General features: G+C 75.8%; 17 protein-coding genes and 1 pseudogene. 9 read left to right on the top strand and 9 right to left on the bottom strand.

What is annotated here, in order from left to right; translation table 11 throughout:
- Window positions 1-44 precede the first annotated feature (44 nt).
- Window positions 45-1,199, top strand: coding sequence for an acyl-CoA dehydrogenase family protein (locus ACI791_RS02610; RefSeq protein WP_456584601.1), 1,155 nt, complete (start codon window positions 45-47; stop codon window positions 1,197-1,199).
- Window positions 1,192-1,875, top strand: coding sequence for a PaaI family thioesterase (locus ACI791_RS02605; RefSeq protein ID WP_456584600.1), 684 nt, complete (start codon window positions 1,192-1,194; stop codon window positions 1,873-1,875). The genes ACI791_RS02610 and ACI791_RS02605 overlap by 8 nt, the downstream gene beginning before the upstream one ends.
- A 96-nt stretch (window positions 1,876-1,971) precedes the next feature.
- Here ACI791_RS02605 and ACI791_RS02600 read toward each other — a convergent pair whose 3' ends face one another.
- The 3 genes from ACI791_RS02600 to ACI791_RS02590 are packed head-to-tail and all read right to left on the bottom strand — an operon-like array spanning window position 1,972 to window position 5,359.
- The gene (locus tag ACI791_RS02600; RefSeq protein WP_456584599.1) at window positions 1,972-3,090 is read right to left on the bottom strand and encodes an NAD-dependent epimerase/dehydratase family protein; all 1,119 of its coding nucleotides are present in this window, start codon (window positions 3,088-3,090) and stop codon (window positions 1,972-1,974) included.
- Window positions 3,091-3,145: 55 nt separating this feature from the next.
- Complete coding sequence (locus ACI791_RS02595) at window positions 3,146-4,504, bottom strand: MFS transporter (protein WP_456584598.1); 1,359 nt, start codon at window positions 4,502-4,504, stop codon at window positions 3,146-3,148.
- Window positions 4,505-4,531: 27 nt separating this feature from the next.
- Complete coding sequence (locus tag ACI791_RS02590) at window positions 4,532-5,359, bottom strand: alpha/beta fold hydrolase (protein ID WP_456584597.1); 828 nt, start codon at window positions 5,357-5,359, stop codon at window positions 4,532-4,534.
- A 74-nt stretch (window positions 5,360-5,433) separates the two neighbouring features.
- Between ACI791_RS02590 and idi the strand changes: the two genes are divergently transcribed.
- From idi to ACI791_RS02575, 3 genes are all read left to right on the top strand, one after another.
- On the top strand, window positions 5,434-5,973 hold the full coding sequence (gene idi / locus ACI791_RS02585) for an isopentenyl-diphosphate Delta-isomerase (RefSeq protein WP_456584596.1): 540 nt from the start codon (window positions 5,434-5,436) through the stop codon (window positions 5,971-5,973).
- 103 nt (window positions 5,974-6,076) lie between these two features.
- Window positions 6,077-6,850 (top strand): SDR family NAD(P)-dependent oxidoreductase, encoded by a 774-nt coding sequence (locus ACI791_RS02580; protein ID WP_456584595.1) that lies wholly within the window; start codon window positions 6,077-6,079, stop codon window positions 6,848-6,850.
- A gap of 21 nt (window positions 6,851-6,871) precedes the next feature.
- Window positions 6,872-7,147 (top strand): hypothetical protein, encoded by a 276-nt coding sequence (locus ACI791_RS02575; protein WP_456584594.1) that lies wholly within the window; start codon window positions 6,872-6,874, stop codon window positions 7,145-7,147.
- Between the two features lie 179 nt (window positions 7,148-7,326).
- Here the strand turns inward: ACI791_RS02575 and ACI791_RS02570 are convergent, their stop codons facing one another.
- Both ACI791_RS02570 and ACI791_RS02565 read right to left on the bottom strand, forming a co-directional pair.
- Window positions 7,327-7,968, bottom strand: coding sequence for a biliverdin-producing heme oxygenase (locus ACI791_RS02570; protein ID WP_456584593.1), 642 nt, complete (start codon window positions 7,966-7,968; stop codon window positions 7,327-7,329).
- A 79-nt stretch (window positions 7,969-8,047) separates the two neighbouring features.
- Window positions 8,048-8,131, bottom strand: a pseudogene (locus ACI791_RS02565) (hypothetical protein); the annotation flags it as partial.
- Window positions 8,132-8,232: 101 nt separating this feature from the next.
- Here ACI791_RS02565 and ACI791_RS02560 point away from each other — a divergent pair.
- Both ACI791_RS02560 and pruA read left to right on the top strand, forming a co-directional pair.
- Window positions 8,233-9,162: a proline dehydrogenase family protein gene (locus ACI791_RS02560; RefSeq protein ID WP_456584592.1), complete on the top strand. Its 930-nt coding sequence runs from the start codon at window positions 8,233-8,235 to the stop codon at window positions 9,160-9,162.
- A 14-nt stretch (window positions 9,163-9,176) separates the two neighbouring features.
- Window positions 9,177-10,802 (top strand): L-glutamate gamma-semialdehyde dehydrogenase, encoded by a 1,626-nt coding sequence (gene pruA, locus ACI791_RS02555; RefSeq protein WP_456584591.1) that lies wholly within the window; start codon window positions 9,177-9,179, stop codon window positions 10,800-10,802.
- On the opposite strand, the gene ACI791_RS02550 is transcribed toward pruA, so the two are convergent.
- Window positions 10,784-11,335: a DUF488 domain-containing protein gene (locus ACI791_RS02550; RefSeq protein WP_347059820.1), complete on the bottom strand. Its 552-nt coding sequence runs from the start codon at window positions 11,333-11,335 to the stop codon at window positions 10,784-10,786. The genes pruA and ACI791_RS02550 overlap by 19 nt on opposite strands.
- A gap of 80 nt (window positions 11,336-11,415) precedes the next feature.
- Between ACI791_RS02550 and ACI791_RS02545 the strand changes: the two genes are divergently transcribed.
- Window positions 11,416-12,588 carry an MFS transporter gene (locus tag ACI791_RS02545; RefSeq protein WP_456584590.1) on the top strand — a complete coding sequence of 391 codons (1,173 nt, stop codon included), beginning with the start codon at window positions 11,416-11,418 and terminating at the stop codon, window positions 12,586-12,588.
- A 15-nt stretch (window positions 12,589-12,603) separates the two neighbouring features.
- Here the strand turns inward: ACI791_RS02545 and ACI791_RS02540 are convergent, their stop codons facing one another.
- The gene (locus tag ACI791_RS02540; protein ID WP_456584589.1) at window positions 12,604-13,158 is read right to left on the bottom strand and encodes a hypothetical protein; all 555 of its coding nucleotides are present in this window, start codon (window positions 13,156-13,158) and stop codon (window positions 12,604-12,606) included.
- Window positions 13,159-13,236: 78 nt separating this feature from the next.
- Window positions 13,237-14,346 carry an NAD(P)-binding domain-containing protein gene (locus tag ACI791_RS02535; protein WP_456584588.1) on the bottom strand — a complete coding sequence of 370 codons (1,110 nt, stop codon included), beginning with the start codon at window positions 14,344-14,346 and terminating at the stop codon, window positions 13,237-13,239.
- 159 nt (window positions 14,347-14,505) lie between these two features.
- Here ACI791_RS02535 and ACI791_RS02530 point away from each other — a divergent pair, with 159 nt between their 5' ends.
- Window positions 14,506-15,768 (top strand): ATP-grasp domain-containing protein, encoded by a 1,263-nt coding sequence (locus ACI791_RS02530; RefSeq protein ID WP_456584587.1) that lies wholly within the window; start codon window positions 14,506-14,508, stop codon window positions 15,766-15,768.
- Window positions 15,769-15,848: 80 nt separating this feature from the next.
- Here ACI791_RS02530 and ACI791_RS02525 read toward each other — a convergent pair whose 3' ends face one another.
- A complete protein-coding gene (locus ACI791_RS02525) occupies window positions 15,849-17,006 on the bottom strand; it encodes an MFS transporter (RefSeq protein WP_456584586.1) in 1,158 nt (385 codons plus the stop codon).
- Between the last annotated feature and the right edge of the window lie 125 nt (window positions 17,007-17,131).

Here is a 17,131-nt window from a genome sequence, read left to right as displayed (position 1 = left end):
ACCCCCGGTCGCGACCGCTGCGACCGGGGGTTCACCATGTCGTCGTGGATGCCGAGGACTTCCGTCAGGTCAAGGACGCCGTTCGCCAGCTGATCCGCGAATCGGTCGTGCCCCGCGAGGAGCAGATCGAGGACGAGGACCGCATCCCCGACGACCTGCGCGCGCAGGCCGCGGAGATGGGCCTGTTCGGCTACGCGCTGCCCGAGGAGCACGGTGGCCTCGGCGTCACCATGAGCGAGGACGTCGAGCTCGCCATGGAGTTCGGCTACACGACGCCGGCGTTCCGCTCCCTGTTCGGCACGAACAACGGCATCTCCGGTCAGGTGATCGCCCGGTTCGGCAGCGACGAGCAGAAGCGGAAGTACCTGCCGGGGCTCTCCGCCGGTGAGCTGATCGGGTCCTTCGCCCTCACCGAGGCCGAGGCCGGCTCCGACCCCTCCGCGCTGCGGACGTCCGCCCGCCGCGAGGGCGACGGCTGGGTCATCAACGGCAGCAAGCGCTACATCACCAACGCGCCGATCGCCGACCTGTTCGTCGTCTTCGCCCGCACCGACCCGGCGGAGAGGGGCGGCCGCGGCATCTCCAGCTTCGTCGTCGAGACCGCCACGCCCGGCGTCACCGTGGGCCCCAAGGACAAGAAGATGGGCCAGGCCGGCGCCTGGACCAGCGAGGTGTTCTTCGACGACGTGCGGGTGCCCGCCGATGCGCTGGTGGGGGAGGAGGGCCGGGGGTACGCCAAGGCCCTCACCGTGCTCTCCCGCGGCCGGCTGCACATCGCCGCGCTCTGCGTCGGCATGGCCCAGCGGGTGCTCGACGAGTCGGTCGCCTACGCGGCCACCGCCAAGCAGGGTGGCGCGCCGATCGGCCGCTTCCAGCTGGTGCAGGCGAAGCTCGCCGACATGCACGCCGAGCTGCTCGCCGGCCGCAGCATGGTGCGCGACGTCGCCGCCCGCTACGACTCCGGCGAGGACACCTCCGTCGGCCCGTCGTCGGCCAAGCTCTTCTGCACCGAGATGGTCGGCCGCGCCGTCGACAAGGCGGTGCAGGTGCACGGCGGCATGGGCTACCTGCGCACGACGCCGGTGGAGCGCTTCTACCGCGACGCCCGCCTCTTCCGCCTCTACGAGGGCACCAGCGAGGTGCAGCGGGTCATCGTCGGCGGCGCGCTGCTGCGCGAGGCCGGCATGGCGCGTGGCTGAGCGGCCGGAGCTCTCCACCGCGGAGCGCGACGTCCGGCGGGGCGCCGTCGGGGACCTGGGCTCCGCGCTGCGCGAGCTGGTCGACGCCGCGGTGCTCACCGAGGTGCCGGTGGCGGAGCTCGCGGACGTGGCGGGCGCCGTGCGGCAGCTCGCCGGGCGGCTGCGCGCCGACGGCCGGGGGCTGCACGACATCGCCTCGGTCGACGACCCGGCCACCGGGGAGCGCTGGTACAGCCCGGTCTACGGGCCGGGCAACCCGGTGGCCCCGCCGATGGAGGCGTCGAGCACCCCGGACGGCCGGGCGACCGGCCGGACGACCCTCGGCAAGCCGCACGAGGGGCCGCCCGGGCTCGTGCACGGCGGAGTGGTGGCGACGATGCTCGACCACGTCCTCGCCCGCGCCGTGCGGGCGGCCGGGCGCGGCGGGCTCACGGCCACGCTGACGGTCACCTACCGGCGTCCGGTGCAACTGGGCGTGTCGCTGGTGGCGACGGCGGAGCTGGCGACCACCGAGGGCCGGCGGACCACCGCCACCGCGCGCCTGGTCGCCGCCGACGACCCGGCGACGACGCTGGCCGAGGCCGAGGGGCTGTTCGTCGCGCTGCGGCCGGAGCGGGCCGCCGACGTCTTCGCGCCCACCGGGCGCGACGTGGAGGCCTGGACCAGCCGCAGCTGACACCGGTCCGGGCCTGCCGGTGCGCCGCTGGCGTGCGACCTCCGCCGTTCCCGGGAGGTCACGTACGGCGCACCCGGGCCTCGTTCGACGGCTGGGTCAGTTGGCCCGCGGGCCCGGCGCGTTGGCCGGGTCGCCGCCCGGGTCGAGCGAGGCCCCGCCGTCCGGGCGGAGCAGCGCGCCGGGTGCCCCCGTCCCGCTCCCGAGGGCGGCGACGAACTGGCGTAGCACGTCGTCGCCGGTGTGGAACGGGCCCCAGTCCAGCAGCTTGCGCGCCCGCCCGGTGTCCAGCGCCGGTGCCTGCGTGCCGATGTCCAGCCAGCCCGGTTCGGTGGGCACCACGTGGGCGGTGAAGGCGGCGTGCAGCGCGGCGCGCAGGGCAAAGGCCGGGGTGGGCACCCGCACAGTCCCCAGCGCGCGGGCCAGCGCGTCGGCGTCCATCAGCGGTTCGGCGGCGATGTTGAACGGGCCGGGCGCGCGCCGGTCGAGCATCCGCTCGATCGCATCGGCGACGTCGTCGGCGTGGACGAACGCGACCGCCAGCGCGGGCAGGGGGAGCGGCAGCAATCGCGCGAGCGCGCCGGGCAGCATGCGCGCGGCGCCGAACAGCAGCGGCCCGAGGAAGTAGCGGCCGATCTCGCTGCTCGCCTCCGGTTGCAGCACCAGCGTGGGGCGGACGACGGTCAGCGTGATGTCCCGGTGCCGGCCGAACACCTCGCGGACCACCCGCTCGGCGTCGGACTTGTCCCGGCTGTACTGCGCGCTCGGGATGCCCGTGGTCGGCCAGTCCTCGGTGACCCGCTGCCCTCGAGCCCCGCCGGCGTAGGCGCCGATCGAGCTCATGTGCACGAACTGGTCGACGCCGGCCGCGGCGGCCGCACGGGCCACCCGCCGGGTGCCGTCGACGTTCACCTGGCGCAGCCGGTCGGGCTGCCGCCCCGGCTGCAGCGCCCAGGCGAGGTGGACGACGGCGTCGACGTCGTCGAGGAACTCGGCGAGCTCGGCCTCGGAAGCCGCCTCGCCGAGGTCGGCGAGGTGCCAGCGCACGCCGTCGTAGGGGGCGCTCGCCGGCGGCCGCCGCCGGGCCAGCCCGCGCACCTCCGCCAGCCCGGCCTTGGGGTTCGTCAGCCGGCGCAGCAGGGCGGTGCCGACGTTTCCGCTGGCACCGGTGACGGCCACCGTGCGACCGGCGAGATGACCGGGGGAGAGGTTCGCCATGCCCTGCCGCTACCCGGCCGGCCTGCCGCCAACCCGCCGGTCCAGGCCGGGCGTCCTACCGGCGCCGCGCCACCGTCGCCGCTTCCGGCGCCGCCTCGAGCGACCGGCCGCGGAGCTCGGGCAGCCCCCAGGTGGCGAGGGCCGCCAGCAGGAAGAAGGCGGCGAAGGTACCGAAGACCAGGCCGGTGCCTCCGGCGGCGATCAGCGGCGGGACGCTGAGCGGCGCCGCGATCGAGGCCAGCCGGCCGAACCCGGCGGCGGCCCCGGCGCCGGTCGCCCGGAGGGCGGTGGGGTAGATCTCCGGCGTGATCGCGTAGAGGGCACCCCACGCGCCGAGGTTGAAGAACGACAGCACCATGCCGGTGACCAGCACCGCGGTGTCGCCGTCGGCCGTGGCGAACAACCCGGCCCCGACGGCCGAGCCGACGAGGAAGGTGGCCAGCGTCGGCCGCCGGCCCCACTTCTCGATGAGGAAGGCCGCCACGGCGTACCCGGGGAGCTGGGCCAGCGTGATGATCAGCGTGTACTGGAACGACTTCACCAGCGAGAAGCCGTCGTTGAACAGCAGGGTCGGCAGCCAGATGAAGGCGCCGTAGTACGAGAAGTTGATGCTGAACCAGACCACCCACAGGGCGGCGGTGCGCAGCCGCGTCGCGGCGGACCACAGGGCACCGGGTCCCGGCGGCGCGCTCGGCGGCTCGGGTACCGGGGAGGCGACCGGCTCGACGCCGGCGGCCCGCTCGAAGCGGCGCACCGCCGCCTCGGCCTCCTCGGTGCGGCCGCGCAGCTCCAGGAAGCGCACCGACTCGGGCAGCCCCCGCCGGACCACGACCGCGTACAGCGCGGGCACGGCGCCGATGGCCAGCGCCCACCGCCAGCCGTCGTCGCCGCTGGGAACGACGAAGTAGCCGATGAGGGCGGCCAGCGTCCAGCCCACCGCCCAGAACGCCTCGAGCAGCACGACCACCCGGCCGCGGACCCGCGCGGGAGCGAACTCGCTGACCAGGGTGGAGGCGACCGGGAGCTCCGCGCCGAGCCCCAGGCCGATGAGGAACCGGAACACCAGCAGCGCCCCGACCGACCAGGACAGCGCCGCCGCCCCCGTGGCGACCCCGAAGACCAGCAGCGTCAGGGCGAACACCTGCCGCCGGCCGAGCCGGTCGGCCAGCAGACCGCCCAGGGTGGCGCCGATCGCCATGCCGACGAAGCCGATGGAGCCGATCCAGGAGACCTCGGTGGCGGAGAGACCCCACTGCGCGATCAGCGCCGTCATCACGAACGAGATCAGGCCGACGTCCATCGCGTCGAGAGCCCAGCCCATCCCGGAGCCGACGACCAGCCGACCGTGCTCGTTGGTGAAGGGCAGCCGGTCGAGGCGCTGGGCGCGGGTCAGCGGGGACGTCGGCTCGGTCATGCCGTGCAGTCTCGCAATCGCCCGGGATCAGCCGCGGACGTGGGCGGTGACCAGCTCGGCGGTGCGCTCGGCGGCGAGCTCGGGGATCCAGTGGGTCATGTCGTCGAGGACCTCCAGCCGGTACGCGGCGTCGACGAAGCGCCCGGTGTCCTCCGTGGCCGCGCGGCCGAGGAAGGCGTCACGGGTGCTCCACACGTGGAGCGTGGGCACCCGGACCTTCCCGACCGGTTCCCGCCCGCTCCACGGCAGGGCGCGGTACCAGTTGATGGCCGCGGTCAGGGCACCCGGCTCGCGCATCCGCCGCACGTAGCGGTCGACGGCGTCGTCGGGGAGGCCGCCGTGGGAGAGCATCCGGCGCAGCGCCGCGCCGTTGCCGGCGAGCAGGAGCTGCTCGGGCAGGACGGGCAGCTGGAACAACCCCATGTAGTACGAGCGCAGCGCCTGGTCGCTGGTGACCATGGCGCGGGCCATGGCGCCGGGGTGCGGCACCGAGAGCGCGGTCAGCGTGCGCACCCGGTCGGGGTGCCAGGCGCCCAGCGCCCAGCCGACGATGCCACCCCAGTCGTGCCCCACGACGTGCGCGGACTCCAGGCCGGCGGCGTCGAGCAGGGCGAGGACGTCGTCCGCCGTCTCGCGGAGCCGGTAGTGCGACCGCCCGCGCGGCCGGGCCATGGGGGAGTAGCCGCGCTGGTCGGGCGCGAGGGTGCGCAGGCCGTGCTGGTGGAGCGCGGGCGTGACCCGGTCCCAGGCGGTCGAGTCCTGGGGGAAGCCGTGCAGGAGGACGACCGGCTCGCCGTCGGTCGGTCCGGCGTCCCGGACGTCGAAGGTCAGGCCGTCGCGGCGGAAGCTGTCCACCCGACGTCTGTGCCCCACCCGGTTCCCGCGCACACGGGGAGGCAGCGCTCGCGCCGATCGGGGACCATGGGCCGGTGACCGCGCCCCCTGTCGAGCTGATCGTGCTGGTCGACGACGACGGGCGGGAGATCGGCACGCTGCCCAAGCCGCAGGTGCACCACGGTGAGACGCCGCTGCACCGGGCGTTCTCCGCCTACCTGTTCGACGACGGGGGCCGGTTGCTGGTCACCCGCCGGGCCGCGGACAAGGCGACCTTCCCGGGCATGTGGACCAACACCGTGTGCGGGCATCCGGGCCCGGGTGAGGACGACGGCGCGGCCATCGCGCGGCGGGCCGATTTCGAGCTGGGCCTGCAGGTGGCCGACGTGCGCCCGGCGCTGCCCGGCTACCGGTACCGGGCGGAGTTCCGCGGCGTCGTGGAGAACGAGGTCTGCCCGGTGTACGTCGGTCGCTTCGCCGGGGAGCCGGCCCCGGAGCCGAGCGAGGTGGGGGAGTGGGAGCTGCTCGACTGGGCCGCGTTCCGCCGCCGCCAGGAGACCGAGGGGGACGCCTGGTCGCCGTGGTGCCGGGAGCAGGCCCGGCTGATCGAGGAGGCCGGGCTGCACCGGGTCTGATCCGTCCCCGATGGCCCCTCGCGGTCGGTCCGTCCGACCTGCGGCCCCGACGATCTTCGGAGAGGCTGTCGGCGACGGGCACGCGCGGACGGCGGAGGGCTGTATGGAGACGTCGCTGAAGGGTCGGGTCGCACTGGTGACCGGTGCGGCGAGCGGCCTGGGGCGGGCGACCGCGCTGGTGCTGGCAGAGGCAGGTGCGCACGTGGTGATCGCCGACATCGACGCCGACGGCAGCGAAGAGACCCTGTTCCGGGTGAGCGCCGCCGGTGGCTCGGGGGAGGTGCTCGGCCTGGACGTCACCCGGGACGAGAGCCGGCGCGCCGTCGTCGCCGACCTGTTCGACCGGCACGGTGAGGCGTTCGACGTGCTGGTCAACGTCGCCGGCATCGACCGCCCGGGCTACATCACCGACATCGACCTCGCCGACTACCAGCGGGTGCAGGCGGTCAACTGCGAGGGCCCGATCTTCCTCACCAGCGAGTTCATGAAGCGGGTGCAGCACCTGCCCGAGGGGCGCACCGCCGACGTGGTGCACGTCGTCTCGCTGTCGGCCATCACCTCCGGCAGCGGGGCGATCGCCTACAACGGCTCCAAGGCGGGCTTCCTCAACGCCACCAGATGCATCCAGCGGGAGCTGCGCGAGAAGGCGGTCCGCCAGGAGGACGGCAGCGAGCGGCCGTTCCCCTGCCGCGTGCAGAGCGTCATCCCCGCGGCGATGGACACGCCCATGATGGAGCAGTGGGGCATCCCCGGGCACCTGATGATGCCGCCGTCGGCGGTCGCCGAGGCCATCCGCACGCTGCTGCTGCTGCACCCGGCGGCCTTCATCCCCGAGATGCAGATCGTGCCCCGGCTCGAGCCCAACTTCCCCCGCTGACCGATCGTGAGGAACAGCCGCGTGAACGCCCCGGACGACCCCACCCCGGACACCGCGATGGCCTCCGGGACCGACGCCGGCCGGCCCGGCGGTCACCTCGGCCCAGGTGACCTCGCGCCCGACGAGGAGCGGCTGCTCGCCGCGCTGGAGCGCGACGGCCGGGCGGCGGGTCCGGGTTCCCCGGAGGAGACCGTGCCGGTCGTGCGGGCGGCCGAGGACGAGGCGCCCCTGCCGGCCGAGGGCGGTGCCCCCGACGACGGTCTGACGCCCCGGTTCGTCGCGCCCGAGCCTGACTGAGCGCGCAGCCGGGTCAGCTCGCCCGGGGGCGCAGGCAGACGGCGACGAGCGCGACGTCGTCCTCCGTGCCCTCGGGCAGCAGCCGGTCGATCAGCCGGTCGCTCATCGTGCTGACCGGCCCCGCTGCCGCGCGGGGTCCACGCCGAGCAGCAGTTCGGGGGGCAGGAAGTCGACGGCGGTCACGCAGGAGCCACCTGGGCGCGTGCAGCGGGGCGGCACCACGCGGCGAGCGCCCCGAAGGTCTCCCGGGCGGCGGAGACGATGCGCTCGACGTCGCCGCCGGCCGCCACGTGCTCGCGGGTGGCCCGGCGGTAGGCCGCCCACATGGCGCCCGTCTCGGGTCCGTAGGGCGAGAAGGCGCGGATGCGTACGCCGGACAAGCGGGGCAGGCCGGCCAGGTGCCGGTCGATGAACGTCCCACCGAGCGTCGAGCCCTCCAGCACGTAGAGCCGGCCCAGCGCCTCGTCGGTGCCGGCCAGCGGGGGCAGCGCGGGCGCGGCAGCCGGAACGGGGGCGCCGAGGGCGGCGAGGTCCGCGGCGAACAGCCCGGCCCGGCGCCGGCGGGTCCAGTCGACGGTCCCGGCGTCGGCGGGGCGACGGGCGGCCCACCCGTCCAGCCCCGCCTCGGCCGCGGCCCAGAAGCCGTGCATCAGCCCGAGCACCTGGGCCAGCCGGTCGCGGTCGAGCTCCGGATCGAGCAGGTCCAGGGTGTCCTCGAGGGTCTGGTGCTCCTCCGCCGTGCCGGTGCGCAGCCGGCGCAGCACGTCGTCGGCGCCGCTGCGGTGGTCCTCCTGGTGCGCACCCGTCTCTCCCGCAGCCATCCCGAGGAGCGTAGGTGACCGGTGAGGACCAGGGGCGGTGCGCCCGAGGCCGTGCCGCGCGGGGACCGGCGTGCAGGAGCAGGCGGGCGTCGCCGTCGGCGCGGTCCCGGCCGGTCGGCGCGGTGACGCGAACCAGCCGGTAGTGCAGCGTCCGGCGGTGGATGCGCAGCGCCGTCCGGAATGCCGTACATCTGGCCCTGGCCCGGACAGGTGGACGTGCCTAGCGTTCTGCGGTGTCGGCGTCGTCCGCACCCGGGAGGTCCCGTGCTGCTCTCCAAGGCCCTGCTCGCCGCCTCCCGCCGGCCGGTCCTGCGGCGGGCGGTCACCAGCACGCCGGCCACCCGAGAGGTGGTCGACCGGTTCGTCGCCGGGGAGACGCTGGACGACGCGCTGGTCGCCGTCCGCTCGCTGACGCCCGACGGGATCGCGGTGACCCTCGACCACCTCGGCGAGGACGTCACCGACCGCGCCCAGGCGCGGCGGACCCGCGACGCCTACCTCGCCGCGCTCGAGGCGCTGGCCCCGCTCGGGCTGGGACCGGCCGCCGACGTCTCGGTGAAGCTGTCGGCGTTCGGCCAGGCGCTGCCCGACGGGCACGACCTCGCCCTCGAGCTGGTCCGCCCGGTGGTCGAAGCGGCTTCGGCCGGCGGCACGACGGTCACCGTCGACATGGAGGAGTCCCGGACCGTCGACTCCACCCTGGCCACGGTCGCCGAGCTGCGGAAGGAGCATCCGGGAACCGGCGCGGTCCTCCAGTCGATGCTCTTCCGCACCGAGGACGACGCCAAGGCCCTCGCGGTGAGCGGCTCCCGGGTGCGGCTGGTGAAGGGCGCCTACGACGAGCCCGGGACCGTCGCCCACCGGAGCCGCAAGGACGTCGACGCGGCCTACGCCCGGTGCCTGGAGATCCTCATGAGCGGGCCCGGGTACCCCATGGTCGGCTCGCACGACCCGGCGATGGTGCATCGGGCGCACGAGCTCGCGGCGCAGCACTCGCGCGCCGCGGACAGCTGGGAGGTGCAGATGCTCTACGGCATCCGCCCCGACGAGCAGCGCCGACTCGCCGCCGCAGGAACCCGTGTCCGGGCCTACGTGCCCTACGGCGCCGACTGGTACGGCTACTTCGTGCGCCGCCTGGCCGAGCGCCCGGCCAACGTCGCCTTCTTCCTCCGCTCGCTGCTCACCCGATCCTGAGAACGAGGTACCCCATGGACGCCGTCACCCGTGTCCCGGCACCGCGCAACGAGCCGGTGCTCACCTACGCCCCCGGCACGCCGGAGCGCGCCGAGCTCCACGCCCGGCTGGGCGAGCTCGCCGCCACCCAGCTGGAGCTGACCAGCACGATCGGCGGCCGGCAGCGCATGGCCGGCGGCGACCGGTTCGACGTCGTCCAGCCGCACCGGCATGCCGCCGTCCTCGGCACCGCGGCGCACGCCACGCACGGCGACGCCCAGGACGCCGTCCGGTGCGCCAAGGAGGCGGCGCCGGCGTGGCAGGACCTCTCCTCCGACGACCGCGCCGCGGTGTTCCTGCGCGCGGCCGACCTGCTCGCCGGGCCCTGGCGGCAGATCCTCAACGCGGCCACCATGCTCGGCCAGAGCAAGACCGCGCAGCAGGCGGAGATCGACAGCGCCTGCGAGCTGGCCGACTTCTGGCGGTTCAACGTGCACTTCGCGCGGCAGATCCTCGCCGAGCAGCCCGAGTCCTCGCCCGGTGTCTGGAACCGCACCGACCACCGGCCGCTCGAGGGCTTCGTCTACGCGATCACGCCGTTCAACTTCACCGCGATCGCCGGCAACCTGCCCACCGCGCCGGCGCTGATGGGCAACACCGTCGTCTGGAAGCCGGCCCCCACCCAGCAGTTCGCCGCGCACTTCCTCATGCGGCTGCTGGAGGAGGCCGGCCTCCCGCCGGGCGTCATCAACATGGTCACCGGCGACGGGATCGCCGTCTCCGAGGTCGCGCTGGCCGACCGGGACCTCGCGGGCATCCACTTCACCGGCTCGACCCCGGTGTTCCAGCACCTGTGGCGCACCGTGGGCGACAACATCTCCTCCTACCGCGGCTACCCGCGGATCGTGGGCGAGACCGGCGGCAAGGACTTCGTCGTCGCCCACCCCTCGGCCGACGTCGACGTGCTGCGCACGGCGCTGGTCCGCGGCGCCTTCGAGTACCAGGGCCAGAAGTGCTCGGCGGCCTCCCGGGCCTACGTCCCGCGCAGCGTGTGGTCGCGGCTCCGGGACGACCTCGTCGCCACCACCGAGTCGCTGGAGATGGGCGACGTCACCGACTTCTCGAACTTCATGGGCGCGGTCATCGACCGGAGGTCCTTCTCCAAGCTGGCCGGCGTCCTCGACCGGGTGGACGACGACCCTGTCCTGTCGATCGTCGCCGGCGGCACCGCCGACGACAGCGAGGGCTTCTTCGTCCGTCCGACGATCATCGAGGGCACCGACCCGGGCCACGAGGTCTTCACCACCGAGTACTTCGGGCCGGTGCTGGCGGTGCACGTCTACGACGACGCGGACTACGACACGGTGCTCACGCAGCTGGAGTCCGCGGCGCCCTACGCGCTCACCGGCGCCGTCATCGCGCAGGACCGCGTGGCGATCGCGCACGCGCAGGAGTTCCTCCGGCACGCGGCGGGCAACTTCTACGTCAACGACAAGCCGACCGGCGCCGTCGTCGGCCAGCAACCCTTCGGCGGCGGGCGGGCCTCGGGCACCAACGACAAGGCCGGCGCCGCGCAGAACCTCATGCGGTGGACCAGCAGCCGGTCGATCAAGGAGACGTTCGCGCCCGCGACCGACCACCGCTACCCGCACATGGGCTGATCCCGGGGGTGGGCGGGCCAGTAGAGGAGGCCGTCGTCGCCGAGCACCGCCCCGTCAGACGTGCGGTGCGGGGTGAGCCGGCCGTCGGGCATCAGGTGCAGCACGGGGGTTGCCCGGGCCAGGACGGCGACGTCGGCGACCAGCCGCCGGTGGCACCGCCACCACACGCTCTCGCTGCACATCACCGCCACCGTCGCACCGGCCGCCTCGGTGAGGACCTCGTCCAGCGCGGCGGCGAAGCCGGGCGTGCGCGTGTGGGCGGCGTAGGCGGCGAACTGGGCGACCGTCCACCAGTCGTCCGGCACCGGCGCGCCGGACGGCAGCCGCCGGCGACCGCCCAGCCGTTCCTCCCACCGGTAGCCGACGCCCGCGGCGGGGAGCCACTGCTCGAGCGCCTCCCGCCGCACGTCGGGGTTGGTCCGGCTGCCGGGGAAGCGGCGCACGTCGACGACCACCTCCACGCCGGCCCCGGCCAGGCGGGCGCCCAGCGCGGTGCGGTCCTCGGGCCCGTGGCCCACGGTCAGCAGCGGCACGTCCTCCTCCCTACCCGGGCGCTGCGGGCCATGCCCCGCCCGGCATGCTCGACGGGCACGACGGACGACGGAGGAGCGGCGTGAGCGGGGGAACGGTGGAGGTGCGGGCACCCTTGTGGCGGTCGCGCGGGGTGCAGGCGCTGGTCGGCGTCACGGCGCTCGGGTTCGTCGGCTTCTACCTCACGCTGGCCTCGCTGCCCACGTACGCGGTGGCCGGCGGCGCCTCGCAGAGCTCCGCCGGGGTGGTGACCGCCGTCTTCCTCGTCGTGACGATCGCCGTGCAGTCGGTCGTGCCGGCGCTGGCCGCGCGGTTCGGCACCGGCCCGGTGTTCGCGGCGGGTCTGCTGGCTCTCGGGCTCCCCTCGCCGTTCTACGTGCTCGACGACGGCCTGGTCTGGATCTCGGCGCTGTCCGCCGTGCGCGGCGCGGGGTTCGCGGTGATCACCGTGCTGGGCGCCACCCTCGCGGCGCGGGTCGCGCCGCCGGAGCGACGCGGGGAGTCGATCGGCCTCTACGGCCTGGCCATCGCGCTGCCCAACATGGTCGCGATCCCCGCCGGCGTGGCGCTGGTGCTCGGCGGGCAGATCGGCTGGCTGGGGTGGCTGTCGGCGGCGCCGGTGCTCGGCCTGCTGGCCCTCCCGCTGCTGCTGCGCTCCGTGCAGACCTCCGAGGAGCGCGGTCCGGCAGGCGACGCGCGCGCGGCGTTGCGCGCCGCCCTGGCGCCGTCGGTGGTGCTCCTGGTCGTGACGACGACGGGCGGCGGCTTCGTGACGTTCCTGCCGATCGAGCGGCCCGACGGCCGGCTGGCCACGGCCGCCCTCCTGCTGTGGGGGCTGGCCGGTGCGCTGGGGCGCTGGCGCGCGGGTCTGCTGGCCGACCGCGTGGGTTCCGGCCTGCTGCTGCCCCTGTCCCTGCTGACCGGCGCGGCGGGTCTGGCGCTCGCGGGGGCCGGGCTGTGGTGGGGCCCGGCCTGGGTGCTGCTGGGCGCGGCGCTGTTCGGTGCGGCGTTCGGCGCGGTGCAGAACCTCACGCTGCTGCGGGCCTTCGCCCGCGCCGGCGACCGGGGGACGACGACGGCCAGCGCCCTGTGGAACGCCTCGTTCGACGGCGGCACGGCGGCCGGGGCGCTGCTGCTCGGGTTCGCGTTCGGCGCCGTCGGCCTGCCGTGGACGCTGGTGCTGTCGGCCGTCGTACTGAGCGCCGCGATGCCCCTCGCCCTGGTCGCATCCCGCCCGGCGGCGGTCCGGGCCTGAGTCGGTCGCCCGGGATCAGCGGAGGCGGGCGGCGTGCAGCGACCGGATGAAGAGGACCTCCTCGCCCGACCGTCGCAGCCAGGTGCGCAACCCCTCCGGGTCGTCCCGGTTCGCATCGCGGAGCTGGCCGAGCTTCAGCTGCCGGGTGCTGGCCTGCGCCCGCTGAGCGGCGGGCAGGGCGCGCCCCTCGGCCCGGGCGATGGCGGTCAGCCCTGCGCCCACGAAGACGAGGTCGCGGATCTCCGACAGCTCGCCGAGCAGCCGGTCCGCGGCGGCGTCGTCGGACGCGGTCAGCGCGGTGAGCAGTTCCTCGGCGCGGCGGCGGCCCTCGGCGGCCGGGTCGGGCGTGGTCACCCCACTACTGTGCCCGCCCGGGTCGGCCGGGGCACAGCGGGGCGGCTCGGGCGTCCGGCGCTGCAGCACCAGGTACCCGGCGGCGAGCGCGGCGGCCGTCGACGGTGACGCTGCCCGCGGCCGGTCCAGGCCCGAGCGCGTGCGCATCGTCGTCGACCTGCCCGCGCCGGTGGGGCCGAGGAAGCCGGTGGCTCCCGGGAGCCGTCGGAGGATCATGCGGCGAGGCTGTCGGCGCCATGGGTCCCGGCAACGGCGGGGAGCGCCCTGACCCGACCCTGGACCGCCCCGAGGGCGTCAGGCGCTGCGGGGCAGGGGAGACCCCGGCCGCAGCTCGCGGCGTAGCGCCCGGGCGGCGGCCTGGCCCGCCCGGTTCGCACCGATCGTGCTGGCCGAGGGGCCGTAGCCCACCAGGTGCAGCCGGGGCTCGCCCGCGACCTGTGTCCCCTCCATGCGGAAGCCCCCGCCGGGTCGGCGCAGCCGCAGCGGGGCGAGGTGGCCGACCGCCGCGCGGAACCCGGTGGCCCACAGGATCACGTCGGCCGCGATGAACCGGCTTGCGTCCCCGACAGTGGCGTCCCACACCACGCCGTCGGCGGTGATCCGGTCGAACACCGGCAGCCGCTCCAGCACGCCGCGCTCCAGCCCGTCGCGCACGTAGGGCGTGGTCACGAGCAGGCCGGTCACACCGACGACGCTGCCGGGGCGTCGTCCCTCGCGCACCGCCTCCTCCACCATCGCGACCGCGCGGCGGCCGGCGTCGGCGTCGAACGGCCCGTCGCGCCAGACCGGCGGGCGGCGGGTGACCCACGTCGTGGAGGTGACGCGGGAGATCTCGGCGAGCAGCTGGGTGGCGGAGGCGCCGCCGCCCACGACGACGACGTGCTGGGCGCGGAACTCCTCGGCGGACCGGTAGTCGACGGTGTGCAGCTGCCGGCCCCGGAACAGCTCCTGGCCCGGATAGCGCGGAACGAAGGGGCGCGTCCAGGTGCCGGTGGCGTTGACGACCGCGCGGGCGGTCCAGGACCCGTGGTCGGTGTCGACCGAGAAACGTCCGTCGGCGGTGCGCCGCACAGCGGTGACCCGCACCGGACGGGCGACGGGCAGCTCGAACCGGCGCTCGTACTCGGCGAAGTAGGCCGGGACCGTCTCGACGGCCGGCGCCGAGTCGTCGGAGCGGGCGAACGGCAGGCCGGGCAGGTCGTGCACCCGGTGGGCGGTGCCCAGGGTCAGCGAGGGCCAGCGGTGCCGCCACGCCCCGCCGGGAGCGGGCTCCCCGTCGAGGACGACGAAGCCGTTGCCCGGCTCGAACCCCTGCCGGGCGAGCGCCCAGGCCGTCGACAGCCCGGCCTGGCCTGCGCCCACCACGACCACGTCGACGTCGCGGGGAGCTGGTGTGCCGGTCACACGCGCACCAACTCCCCACCCGCGCACGGGCTTCCCGCCCGTTCCGGGCCCTATACCGACCGGCCGGTATGGTGCACGTCACGTGCCGACGACGGGGGACAGCGCACCATGCCGAAGCCCAGCTCCCAGGGGACAGCCGGGCAACTCTCCCGACCGGCTGTGCCGTGGTTCGTGGCGGTCGAGCTCGACGAGCCCCGGGGAGCGGCCCGGCCGGAGTTCGGAGCCGGGGAACGGCTGGACGACCCCGGGGTGGCGCTGCTGGACCGCGCCGGCCGGCGCGGGATGCGGACGGCGGTGCTGACGCGTGACCGGCGCCGGGCCGCAGACGGCACGGACTGGCCGGTGGACCGGTGGGTGCACTGCGAGACGGCGGACCCCGCGGCGATGGCGGCGGCGGTGCGGTCCCTGGGCGGAGAGGTCGCGGCGGTCACCAGCGCCGTCGACGGCTTCGCCGGTCCGGCCGCGGCCGCCGCCCGGGCGCTGGGGCTGCGAGGGCCCACGCCAGGGTCGGCGGCGCTGGGTCACGACGCGGCCGCCGTGCGGACCGCGCTCGCGGCTGCCGGGGCGACCGACGTGGCCTGGTGCGAGGTGGCGGCGGGCGCGGTGTCGACCTCGCCCGTCGGCTACCCGTGCGTGGTGCAGCCGGTCGACGCCGGCGCCGGCTGCGACGTCGGCCGGGTCTCCGACGACCAGGAGCTGCGGGCGCTCGCCGGACGGCACCTGGCCCGCACCTCCTACGGGCGCGGGGTGCGGCCCCGGCACCGGCTGCTCGTGGAGGGGCACGTCCCGGGCCGGCGCTACGCCGCCGACGGCTTCGTCGACGGGCGGGGCCCGGTCGTCCTCGCCTGGTCCGAGCTGATCATGGCGCCGCCGCCGCACGTGACCGAGCTGGCCCTGACGGTGACCACGCGGGCGCCGGGTGCGGACGCTGCCGACCACGTCGGAGGGTGGCTGGCCGCCCTCGGGTACGACTTCGGCCCGTTCCACCTCGAGTTCGTCCTGGGCCCGGCCGGTCCGCGGTTCGCCGCGCTGCACACCCGGCTCGCCGCCGCTGGTCCCCGCGGGTGCGTCGACCAGGTGAGCGGGGTGGACACCGCCGACCTGGTGGTGGCCCGGCTGCTCGGCGCACCCGGACCCCCGGCCGCCCCGCCGGTCGGGGCCGGCGCGCTCATGCACCTGGCGGCCGACGCTGCGGGCCGGGTACGGGCGGTGTCGGGCGTCCGGGAGGCCGCGTGCATTCCCGGCCTGCTCGCGGCGGAGGTCTTCGCCGACCTGGGCAGCAGCACCGCACCGCCGACGTGCAGCCGCGAGCAGCTGGGGCACGTCGTCACCGTGGGGGAGACGCCCGAGCAGGCACGGCGGCGCGCCGTGGTCGCCCTCGACCGCATCCGCGTCGAGATCGAGGAGCTCCTGCCGGCCTGACCGGTCCGGGGGCCCCTCGGACGCGGTCCGACCGGACCGACGTTGCCTCCCCCTCGCGGAGGGGCGGTCGTCGTCCTGGGTCAGAGCTGGCCGGCGCGGGTGACGGGCAGCAGGCGCACGGCGAGCAGGGCGCTGACCGCGGCCGCCACGGCCAGCGGCAGGGGCGCCGACGTCGCCCGTGCGGCCACCGCCATGACATAGGGCGCGGCGAAGCCGAGGTAGGCGCAGGCCAGGAACAGGGACGTCAGGGCGCCGAGGCGGGCCGGCGGGGCCAGCCTCGCGCTGAGCGTCAGACCCGCCGCCAGGCAGAGCCCGCCACCGGCGCCCAGCAGCGGGGCGGCGGCGAGGAGCCAGGGCAGCGCACCGGTCACGGCGAAGAGCGCGGCGCAGCCGAACCCGAGCGTGCCGAGCACGGTGCCGACGACGGCGGTCCACCGCCCCAGCCGGCGCTGCAGGCCGGCGACGACCGTGCCGGCGCCCAGTGTCACGCCGGCCAGCACGCCGGTGACCGCCACGCCCGCGTAGGGCAGGTCGGCCAGCAGCGGGACGGCGGAGATGATCGTGGACGGGAACGCGTAGACGCACACCGCCACCGGGGCCAGCACGGTCACCACCAGGAACCCGTCGCCCCGGCGGATCAGCGGCGCGGCCGGCGCCCCGTCGGCCCCGGCGCGGCGGCCGTCGCGCAGGTCGACGGTCTCCGGCAGCCGGAGGGCGAAGGCCAGGCCGACCCCCACGAGCGCGGTGTGCAGGAGGTAGGGCAGCACCGTCGGCGCCGGCGCGTACTGGCCGAGCAGGCCACTGGTCAGCGGACCCAGCGAGAACCCGGCCGTCATGGCGAAGGCTGCCCGCCGTCCGCCGGCTCCCTCGCCGGACGCCAGCGAGAGCTCGCCCACCCAGGCGCTGCCGACGCTGAAGACGACGCCGCTGACGACCCCCTGGAGGAACCGGGCGGCGAAGAGCAGGGTCAGCGAGTCGCCGGCCGCAGCGAAGGCGAGCGACGCCAGCCCCGACAGCACGATGCCGGGGATCGCGACCCGGCGGCGGCCGAGCCGGTCGGACAGCGGCCCGGCCATCAGGAGAGCGGGGACGAGCCCGGCCGCGTAGCAGCCGAACAGCGCCGTGAGCACCTCGGCCGAGAGGTCCAGGCGCTCCTGGTAGACCAGCAGCAGCGGGGTCGGGACGTTGGTGCCCGCGGCCACGGCGAACAGCGCGAACACGGCGCGCTTCCAGGTCACCGGCCGACCCTACGACCCGCGACCGGCCACCCCGCGCGAGCCCGCGCCGGAAGCGGACCGCTCGGTGACTGCCTGCCCCTGCTGGTCGAGCTCCCGGCGTGCGGCCGTGAGCACGGCTTTCCGGA

Source organism: Blastococcus sp. SYSU DS0973, assembly GCF_054051055.1.
The sequence above is the reverse complement of the archived record's forward strand: the minus strand, read 5'-3'. Positions and strand labels throughout refer to the sequence as shown.

Coding starts and splice junctions, on each gene's coding strand:
- ACI791_RS02600 (WP_456584599.1), bottom strand. CDS start 3,090: ATGGCGAACCTCTCCCCCGGTCATCTCGCCGGTCGCACGGTGGCCGTC.
- ACI791_RS02595 (WP_456584598.1), bottom strand. CDS start 4,504: ATGACCGAGCCGACGTCCCCGCTGACCCGCGCCCAGCGCCTCGACCGG.
- ACI791_RS02580 (WP_456584595.1), top strand. CDS start 6,077: ATGGAGACGTCGCTGAAGGGTCGGGTCGCACTGGTGACCGGTGCGGCG.
- ACI791_RS02570 (WP_456584593.1), bottom strand. CDS start 7,968: ATGGCTGCGGGAGAGACGGGTGCGCACCAGGAGGACCACCGCAGCGGC.
- pruA (WP_456584591.1), top strand. CDS start 9,177: ATGGACGCCGTCACCCGTGTCCCGGCACCGCGCAACGAGCCGGTGCTC.
- ACI791_RS02540 (WP_456584589.1), bottom strand. CDS start 13,158: ATGATCCTCCGACGGCTCCCGGGAGCCACCGGCTTCCTCGGCCCCACC.